The sequence below is a fragment of the Falsigemmobacter faecalis genome (assembly GCF_003863335.1).
Classification (GTDB): Bacteria; Pseudomonadota; Alphaproteobacteria; order Rhodobacterales; family Rhodobacteraceae; genus Wagnerdoeblera; species Wagnerdoeblera faecalis.
Genome location: NZ_RRAZ01000028.1, coordinates 40,972 through 48,857, shown reverse-complemented (window position 1 = coordinate 48,857; position 7,886 = coordinate 40,972). Strand labels below are relative to the sequence as shown.

Below are 7,886 nucleotides of genomic sequence, written 5' to 3'. Positions count from 1 at the left end.
AATGGTCAGGACAGCGAAATCAGCGCCTTACTTGGGAAATGTGGGTTACCACGGTTGCAGAGAACACTGGGGTCATTGGTATCCACTACGATGAATGCCAGCATGTTTTCGTGAAGGGCAGCCGCAATAGCGCGGCGACCAATGCCTCAATCCTCGACAGCTTCAAAACGCTGCTGAAAGATCGAGGTCATCCCCTCATCCTGATCCTATCTGGCGTGCCTGAATTGGCGGAGTTCGTGAACACAGAGCCTCAGTTGGCCCACCTGCTAAGACCCGTGCATTTCGATGACATTGTGCTGGCCCGTAGCAGTGACAAAGACGAAGTGACCGCTCTCCTCTTCGAGTATGCCGATCTCGCCGAAGTTTCGATGGACGAACTCATGACCGAAGACTTCCTGGGAAGGCTGGTCTTTGCCTGCTGCAACAGATGGGGCTTGGTGATCGAACTGATCTGCGATGCCTTGGAGCGATGCATCAGGGCGGATGAAAACCACTGCGGTCTTCATCGGTTCAATGAGGCCTTGTGCGATAGAACCGGTCTCTCCCCCAGTTACACACCCTTTGTGGTGCCGGACTATGTTTCCGCTTTTGATCCGGCGCAACTCGAACAGCTGCGTCTCTGATCAGGGCGCCAGATTTACGGAATTCCGAGCCCGCCAATGGCGGGCTTTTTCGTGTCCCAGACGCGTGGAGCGTAAGGTGTGCAAACTTATCCTGTCATTCGTGCAGCCTTATGCAGGAAGCCCGAATGAATGTCCGCATCTGTTTGATTTTAATTAAAAATAATCAGGATTATTTGATTCGAATGCAAAGTGTGCAAGCTTATGCCTTATCGACATTTATCCAATAAAATCAATGGCAGGTGTCCCGCTTTTCGAAGCTGCGGGACACTTTACCATTCGAGTGATGCCAGAGCCTGCATCGCATCTTCCGACAAAACCCGCCGCTGGGCGCCGCGCGTATAGATCTCCGAGGTCTTCGCCTGGCTGTGCGCCATGATCGCCATGATCTGATGCTGCGAGCATCCGGCCTCGGCCAGCAGCTCAGCCACGGCCTTGCGAATGCCGTGCGATGAGCGATCGGTGAGGCCAGCGGTCTGGCACCATTTCCGCACGCGGTTGCGCAGGCCCTCAGGTGTGCTGAAGGGCTTGCCCGCCTCGGTGAGCAGATAGGTCGGCCCCCGCTGGCCCACCGCACGTGACGCCCGCACAAGCGGCGCCAGCATTGGGATCGTGACCCTGACAGAGCCTTTCTTCGCAGGCTGCCAGTCCAGCCAGAGCATACCATCGCGCTCGACTTCATGCGCCGGGCCCAGCCAGATCGCATCTGAAATCCGGCAGGCGGTGAACATATGCAGCGTGAGCCAGAGGTGCGCCATGGTGCCGAGCGGGTGAGCCGCGCGGAACCGGCGCAGATCCTCGGTGGTCCATGCTTCGGCGCCGCCCTGTGAGCGATGCACCTTGCTGATCCCCTTAACGGGGTTCTGGCTGATTTCTTCGCGCTCGACGGCCCAGGCATACATCGCGCGAGCTGTCTTCATCATGTTGTCGGCCTCAGCCGGTGTGGCGATGAACGCGTCTCGCAGCCGCACGAAAGCCGCGGTTGGCGCGTCTATGTCGAAATCGCCGTAGCGCCCGTCACCATCGTCAAAGTCGCAGATCCGCCGCAGTTGCGAGCGGCGCTGCTTCAGCGTCAGAGGGGAGGCGAGCTTCGCTGTGACCAGCTTCTCCAGATGGGCGAGGTATCCCTGCGCCAGCCAGTCGAGCGACCTCACCACCAGCTTGACTGGCACCTCCGGCGAATAGATCACGCCTGCTCTGGCAGCAGCATAGTATTCGCCGAAGAGAGGGTGATCCGGAGGGACCGGAATATGGATCCGCCGCTCCGCCCGCCGCGCTACGCGGACGCGGTAGCGCAGCGAGCCATTGCGATGGCGCTCGATCAGCAGGCCCGGGAAATTCACCTTCATGGTTGTTTGCGCCATTGGCGCGGGGCACCCGGAGCAGGGGCGGGAATTGTCGCTTCTGCGGGTGGGGTGGCGCTGATGATGATCCGTCCCTCGGGGGTGACCTCCATCTGTCCGACCGAAAGGCCGGCCTCTTTCCAGGCAGTGATGACCCGGCGCATAGCAGCCTCAGTGGGGCGTGGTGCGCGCATTGCGTTGGCCTCCTTTGTTTAATCGCTTCTCTGAGTGAAGCGTGGTTTCTTGTTTTCGCAGATGGAGCGGGCGGCGTCAGAGACGCGGCCATTTTCCGTTCACGCTGTGAACCGGGTTGTGTGCCGCAAGCCGTCCGGCCCAGTCCTTCACCTGCAGGAGCTGTGCAGCGCTGATGCAGAAGCCGTCCGGGCTGGTCACCTGCTCTGCAAGGTTGAGGATCTCCAGAGCTGCTGCGCGAAGGGCCATATCCCGGTCTCCAGCAAACCGGCCCCATTTCGGGCCGACCTTGAAGCTGCTGCCGGCGGCAGAGGCGGACCACATCCAGCGGCCGTCCGTGTGCCGGTGCAGCTCAATGCGCGCCAGCGGCCAGGCCATGCGCGGATGGGGCAGGATCAGTGTCTCGTCCGGTGCGCCCTGTATGACCGTGCCGTGGGGATCGACCGGAAGCCGTACCGGGACCGGCTGCCACAGGTCAAACATGCTGAACTGCTGGCTCATGAGAACCACCAGAGCAGCAGACCCGCCAGCGTGGCCAGAGCTGCGATGATCACCAGCGCGGCGACCGAGGGCAGGGGGAGCGTGTCGTGATGCTCCCGGCCTGCTTCGAAAAGGCTGCGGCGTCCTCTCATGTCTCTCCCCTCAATCTGGCCACCTTGTCCTGCGTGATGGCGATGTAATCTCGGTCGCTGGAGTAGTGGTCCACCCACAGGGCCTTGTCGGCGTGGATGGCGATCCGCCCGGTGCCCGTGTCGCCAATGTGGTGGCAGCGGCACAAAGCGATGGCTTCGCGGTCTGGTGTCTTGTCCTGCCCGAAGCGGCCGCAGATCGTGTGGTGCGCTTCGGTCGGGCTTTGCTGGTGAAACCCGAAGGCATCACAGATCACGCAGGGCAGGCGGCGCACATCGGCCAGATACTCGCGGTCGATCTTGCCTTGCCGCTGCCGGCGCGTGGTCTTCGGCTCGCGGGTGGTGCCCTTGAGGCCCCTCCGTGGGGCCCCGGTCAGGTTGCCGGGGTGGATGCTCACCGGATCACCTCCCGGACATGCCAGCCCCCGTGGCGGGTGCAGTAGACCGCGCGGAATATGGCGTGGTGCTTCCTGCACATGGCCTTGGCGTCAAACTCGGCGCGCCTCTTATCCGCCATGGGGTAGACCTTGTTGTCGTCGCAGTCCGTCTGGAAGCTGTGGCGGGCGAAGGTCATGCCGAGCGCTCCGATGCAGTGATCCGCTCCGGCGGTGTCATTTCAGCGAAGGTGCTGGCGTGAAATGAGAGACCGTGTGCCTCTTGCCATTCATCGCAGGCCCTTTTGACCCGTGCGGCCAGATCCTGCTGTTGTGCTTTGGTTGCGGTGAAAACGATATCATCGAATTCAGACGAAACGCGGTCGCTGTCGAAAATGCTTTCATCAGCGCGTTCGATCAGATCGTCTGCCCCGATCCAGTCAGAGAGTTTGATCGGAGCGTTGATGGCCTGCGCCACATAAAAGCCGCTGTCTTCGCGCTCCTGCTTTCCGGCCTCAATCGCCAACTCGCGGCTATCGAAGGGCCCGACCCAATATTCGTCTTCGAACGGTGCCCAGTGCCACGGCCAGCTTTCGGTTGCTTGCTTCTCGGTCATTCCACATTCCCCCCATCGGACCAGCGCACGCCGTGGCGGTCGCCGTATGATTGAACAAAGGTGATCAGGTCCGCGAACTGCGCCTTGCTCATGCGCGAGGTGCGGAACCCTGCCGGAAATGGCGGGGCATTCTCGATGCCCGGCTGCCAGATGATTTCGTGGCCCAGAGCCGACATGAATGCGGCCTTCCAAAGCTCCGGGGCCATAGAGCGGCCCTCGGGCTTGGCGCGGGCGATATCTGAGAGCAGGGCCCAGAGCTTCGCGTTTTGATCAAGGCTCCGGGTGCCCTCTTTGATCGTCACCACCGCATCTGCCGGTGCCCGCTCGATCAGGGCCTTCGCCAGATCCCGCTGGCGGTCGCCGCGAATGATGATCGTCTGGCTCATCAGACGGCATCCCAGACGCGCAGATCGCGGTCATAGACCTTGCGCACTTCACTGGAGCTGGTGCTGTGCGTGGCGGCCACGGTTTCGCAAATCGCGTCCATGTCGCCACCTTCCGGCAGAGAGCCGTGGGCGCGGGCATAGGCCTGGATGCAGTCGAGCAGGGAGGATTTGATGCGGTCGGTCATGCCATCCCCAGAGCGGCTTTGTACATTTCGAGGATAGCTTCCTCTTCGCTGATCTCGTCGGGCTTGCGCTTCCGCAGAACGATCAGCTTCTTCATCACCTTCGTGTCGTAGCCCCGGCCCTTGGCCTCGGCGAAAAGCTCTTTCTCCTGCTCAGTGATGTCTTTCTTCTCAGCTTCCAGCTGCTCTGCGCGCTCGATGAGCTGGCGCAGTTCGTCGCCCGTCACGGCATAGGCGCCTGACGGATTGCTCATGGCTTTCTCTCCTGTGATTGGCGTTCAGGATGCTGGCCCGCACGGGGCCAGGCACCAGAGCGTCAGAAAGGGATTTCGTCGTCGAAGTTTCCGCCAGATGGGCCGGGCGGGATGTTGCCGCCGCCATAGGCCTCATCCTGCCCGCGCGATGCGCCGCCGCCCTGACCTTCCGGCCAGTCGATCACATCGAGGCGGGAGCCAAAGCCGGAAAGCACCACCTCGGTCGAGTAGCGATCGTGTCCAGCCTGATCCTGCCATTTACGGGTGCGCTGAGGGCCTTCGACATAGACGCGGCGCCCCTTCGCCAGCCACTTCTCGGCGATCAGGGCGAGGTTGCCCCATGCAACCACCGTGTGCCATTCGGTGCGCTCTTTCTTCTCGCCGCTGTCGCGGTCCTTCCATTGCTCAGAGGTCGCGATGCGGAAGGTGGCGACCTTCTCACCGCCCTGGGTGCTGCGGATTTCAGGATCCGCTCCGAGGCGGCCCAGAAGGGTGACGCGGTTCAAATCGGCCATCAGAATGCTTCCTTATCCTGCCAGACGCGGAGGCCGTTCGCCTGCGGGTCCGGTTTGTGGTTCTTGCGCGCCCAGTCCTCGATGAAGGCTGTCAGGTCGTCGCGGCGATTGGTGGCGATCCAGTGCAGGAGCGCCTTGTGGTCGGTGATTTCGTAGCGGGTGACGGTGCGGGTGCCGCGGCTGGCTTCCTCAGTCGCCTTGCGGGTAGCAGCGGCTGCACGGTTGGCCTCGTCGGCTTCCCGCATTGCCTGAGCCGCGGCGCGCTGCGCTTCCAGATCAGCGGCATTCGCGGCGCGGGCAGCTTCCTCAGCCTCACGGCGCTTGCGGGCGGCTTCCATTGCGGCCTGACGCTCGGCCTCTGCCCGCTCGGCCGCCAGCTTGCGCTTGAAGCCATCCACGGAGGCGACCAGGCATCCCTCGATGCGCTTGGCGTCCTCAATGGTTGGCAGCCAGCGCGCGCCCTCGGCCTTATAGGCGTCATAGAGCGGGGCGGTTGCAGACTTCTGACCCTTCTCCAGCGCCAGTCGCCACTCGCGGGCCTCTTTGCGCAGACGGTCGACCTGCTTCATCTGGGCTTCGTTCTCGACCGGCGCGCCATCGGTCCAGTTTTCGGCCTCGACTCGCACGCCCTCATAGAGCGCGCAGATCTCGTCAATCGGATCGGGAGGGTTGTTTGCGCCAATGAAGGCGCGGGGGTTCAGGTCGCTCATGGCTTTGCCCTCAGAACATCCGGTCGATGATTTCGGTGAGATAGGTGGCGTCGACGCGGGTCGGATCCTTCTCCGCGACCTTGGCAATCACCTCGGAGAAGTATGCGACATCCACGCCGGTCAGCTGCTCCTCAAGGACGCGGTGATCCTTCAGATCCAGCTCGGAGATTTGCATAGCCATCTTGAGGTATTGGCCTGCATTGATACGCCAGCCACGCTCGATAAACTTGCGGGTGCGGATCACAGAGCAAAGCGGATAGCGCGACCCCTTGTAGACCAGCACGCGGCTCAGGAGGCTTTCCAGCGCTTCTTGGCGGAGAACCAGATTTGACGTGCCGCTCTCCCAATAATTCATGCAGTGCACGAAGTCATAGCTCTGGTGGATCGTGTCTGGGTCGCCGTAGAAGCGCAGGATTAGCTGCACCTTGCCACGCAGGCTGATCGCATTGCTGCTGAGGAACGCGGGCGAATAGATCGGCGCGGTCTGATCATCGGGCGTTGCGCCGACCTCATCGCCCAGCGGGTCAAATACTTCGCGGACGTATTCACCAGCGTCATGGTCGTTCCCGTGCTCGAAATACTGGTAGTCCTGTTCCTGTCCATCAGCAGCCACGCCTGCTGATTTCACGACAATGCGGACGCGCTCCTTGCCTTCGAGATCCTCCATCTCCTCTACGAAGATCGGAACCGCCACGCCGCCCTGAACCTTGCGATGCGCTTGGAACTCCTTGACGTAGTAGTCGGCCACGCGGCGCACGGTTGCTTTGGTGCGGAAGTAGATGTCGAAATCGTTGACATCCTCGCCCAGAAGCATTGAGGCGATGCAGCCGCCGGTGACGATTGCCTCACGCTCACATGCTTTCCGCAGATCCTCGTCCTTGATGCTCGCCAGCCAGGCGTTCACTTTGTTGCGCAGGATCGACTTGATGGTCTTCGATTTCAGGCCGTGCTCAGGTTTGTCGTGATTATTCATTGGTTCGGGCCCTCATATGGGATGCTATCGTCGAGGATTTCCCCGGTGAGGGGCTGTGCCTGGAGCGCTTTCTTGCGCTGTGCCGCAGCCGCTTTGACGCGGTCGTATTGCGCGGGGTCGCCTGCATGGATGCGTTTGCGGGTATCGCTCTCAGCGTCCCAGATTTCCTGCAGCTCGGGCTCAGAAGCCGCGCTGTTCAGAGCGGTAATCAGAGCTTCCGCCTCAGCCTCTGCGTGGCTTGGCTGCTTCTGGCGCTCTTCGTGGCGCGGGGCCGCGCTCTGGCCATCGTCGTCGACCTCAGCAGAGAGGCCGAGCGCTGCTTTCAGGGTGTAGCGCTGCAGATAGGTCACCGCAGAGCCGACGGCCTGAAAGGCGTTCTTGCTGCCGGAGCCGTCCGGGCTGCAGGAGAGCGAGGTTTCCTCGCTGTGGCCGGCGGAATGGGCGATGATGCAGGTGACCGTGACGCCGCCGCCGTTCTGGCCGGTGCGGAAGCGATAGGACAGGCCATATTGCGCCAGCACCGGGTCGATCACCTTGGCGATGCCCGCCAGCGTCTCGTGCTGGTAATGGGTGCGCTTGCCATCCTTGGTTTTGAAGTCGACGGTCGCATCCTTGACGATGGGCGGGATCTCGGCGCGGGCGGCGGACAGCGCGCCAGCGAAGGCCACACGGGCGTTCTGGGCGTCGAGGCGCTCCTTCATCGCCAGCATGCGCTCCAGCTTGTCGAGGTCGGCCTGCGGGTTCATCACCACCCGCTCGATCATCGACACCATGGGGTCAACTGCGACGACCGCCGTGCCCTCTTCATTGATGGGGGTCAGGTCGCTCATCAGAGCACCGCCGGCACGAAGATAGCGAGAGTCAGCGCCAGCAGGCCGAAGCCCGCAGCGAAGCCGAGCAGCTCCCAGAAGCCAATGGCGGGCTCAGAGGGACGCACCGGAGCGCGGCTGAGAACGGTATCCATGTCCTCAGCCATGGCGCGGGCTTCGGCTTCACGGTCGAGGTCGGTGAGAAGGCGGGGGACAGGCGCTGCGGATGCGCGGTCAATCGGGGCAAGGAAAGTCATTGGATCATCCTTTGCTGGAATGGGGT

General features: G+C 62.1%; 15 protein-coding genes and 1 pseudogene. 1 reads left to right on the top strand and 15 read right to left on the bottom strand.

Annotation, left to right across the window (positions count from 1 at the left end; all coding sequences use genetic code 11):
* Positions 1–623: pseudogene (locus EG244_RS20470) on the top strand (hypothetical protein); the annotation flags it as partial.
* Positions 624–892: 269 nt separating this feature from the next.
* On the opposite strand, the gene EG244_RS16085 reads toward EG244_RS20470, so the two are convergent.
* The 15 genes from EG244_RS16085 to EG244_RS16025 form a co-directional block, all read right to left on the bottom strand.
* Entirely contained in the window at positions 893–1,984 is a 1,092-nt protein-coding gene (locus tag EG244_RS16085; RefSeq protein WP_233589040.1) for a tyrosine-type recombinase/integrase, read from the bottom strand.
* Entirely contained in the window at positions 1,966–2,157 is a 192-nt protein-coding gene (locus EG244_RS16080) for a hypothetical protein (RefSeq protein WP_124966202.1), read from the bottom strand. Before EG244_RS16080 ends, EG244_RS16085 begins: the two co-directional genes overlap by 19 nt.
* Before the next feature lie 76 nt (positions 2,158–2,233).
* A complete protein-coding gene (locus EG244_RS16075; protein ID WP_124966201.1) occupies positions 2,234–2,656 on the bottom strand; it encodes a hypothetical protein in 423 nt (140 codons plus the stop codon).
* Positions 2,653–2,787 (bottom strand): hypothetical protein, encoded by a 135-nt coding sequence (locus tag EG244_RS21330; RefSeq protein ID WP_267900292.1) that lies wholly within the window; start codon positions 2,785–2,787, stop codon positions 2,653–2,655. Before EG244_RS21330 ends, EG244_RS16075 begins: the two co-directional genes overlap by 4 nt.
* Complete coding sequence (locus EG244_RS16070; RefSeq protein WP_158617333.1) at positions 2,784–3,182, bottom strand: DUF968 domain-containing protein; 399 nt, start codon at positions 3,180–3,182, stop codon at positions 2,784–2,786. The genes EG244_RS21330 and EG244_RS16070 overlap by 4 nt, the downstream gene beginning before the upstream one ends.
* Positions 3,179–3,358, bottom strand: coding sequence for a hypothetical protein (locus tag EG244_RS20465; protein ID WP_158617332.1), 180 nt, complete (start codon positions 3,356–3,358; stop codon positions 3,179–3,181). Before EG244_RS20465 ends, EG244_RS16070 begins: the two co-directional genes overlap by 4 nt.
* Positions 3,355–3,774, bottom strand: coding sequence for a hypothetical protein (locus EG244_RS16065; protein WP_124966199.1), 420 nt, complete (start codon positions 3,772–3,774; stop codon positions 3,355–3,357). The genes EG244_RS20465 and EG244_RS16065 overlap by 4 nt, the downstream gene beginning before the upstream one ends.
* Entirely contained in the window at positions 3,771–4,160 is a 390-nt protein-coding gene (locus EG244_RS16060; RefSeq protein ID WP_124966198.1) for a recombination protein NinB, read from the bottom strand. The genes EG244_RS16065 and EG244_RS16060 overlap by 4 nt, the downstream gene beginning before the upstream one ends.
* Positions 4,160–4,345 carry a hypothetical protein gene (locus EG244_RS16055; RefSeq protein WP_124966197.1) on the bottom strand — a complete coding sequence of 62 codons (186 nt, stop codon included), beginning with the start codon at positions 4,343–4,345 and terminating at the stop codon, positions 4,160–4,162. Before EG244_RS16055 ends, EG244_RS16060 begins: the two co-directional genes overlap by 1 nt.
* Positions 4,342–4,596: a DUF2312 domain-containing protein gene (locus EG244_RS16050; protein WP_124966196.1), complete on the bottom strand. Its 255-nt coding sequence runs from the start codon at positions 4,594–4,596 to the stop codon at positions 4,342–4,344. Before EG244_RS16050 ends, EG244_RS16055 begins: the two co-directional genes overlap by 4 nt.
* A 62-nt stretch (positions 4,597–4,658) precedes the next feature.
* On the bottom strand, positions 4,659–5,111 hold the full coding sequence (gene ssb / locus EG244_RS16045; protein ID WP_325050395.1) for a single-stranded DNA-binding protein: 453 nt from the start codon (positions 5,109–5,111) through the stop codon (positions 4,659–4,661).
* A complete protein-coding gene (locus tag EG244_RS16040) occupies positions 5,111–5,821 on the bottom strand; it encodes a hypothetical protein (protein WP_124966194.1) in 711 nt (236 codons plus the stop codon). Before EG244_RS16040 ends, ssb begins: the two co-directional genes overlap by 1 nt.
* Positions 5,822–5,831: 10 nt before the next feature.
* On the bottom strand, positions 5,832–6,794 hold the full coding sequence (locus EG244_RS16035) for a hypothetical protein (protein WP_199738003.1): 963 nt from the start codon (positions 6,792–6,794) through the stop codon (positions 5,832–5,834).
* Positions 6,791–7,624, bottom strand: a complete 834-nt coding sequence (locus tag EG244_RS16030) for an ERF family protein (protein ID WP_124966193.1) — start codon at positions 7,622–7,624, stop codon at positions 6,791–6,793. The genes EG244_RS16035 and EG244_RS16030 overlap by 4 nt, the downstream gene beginning before the upstream one ends.
* Positions 7,624–7,860, bottom strand: a complete 237-nt coding sequence (locus EG244_RS16025) for a hypothetical protein (protein ID WP_124966192.1) — start codon at positions 7,858–7,860, stop codon at positions 7,624–7,626. The genes EG244_RS16030 and EG244_RS16025 overlap by 1 nt, the downstream gene beginning before the upstream one ends.
* Positions 7,861–7,886 lie beyond the last annotated feature (26 nt).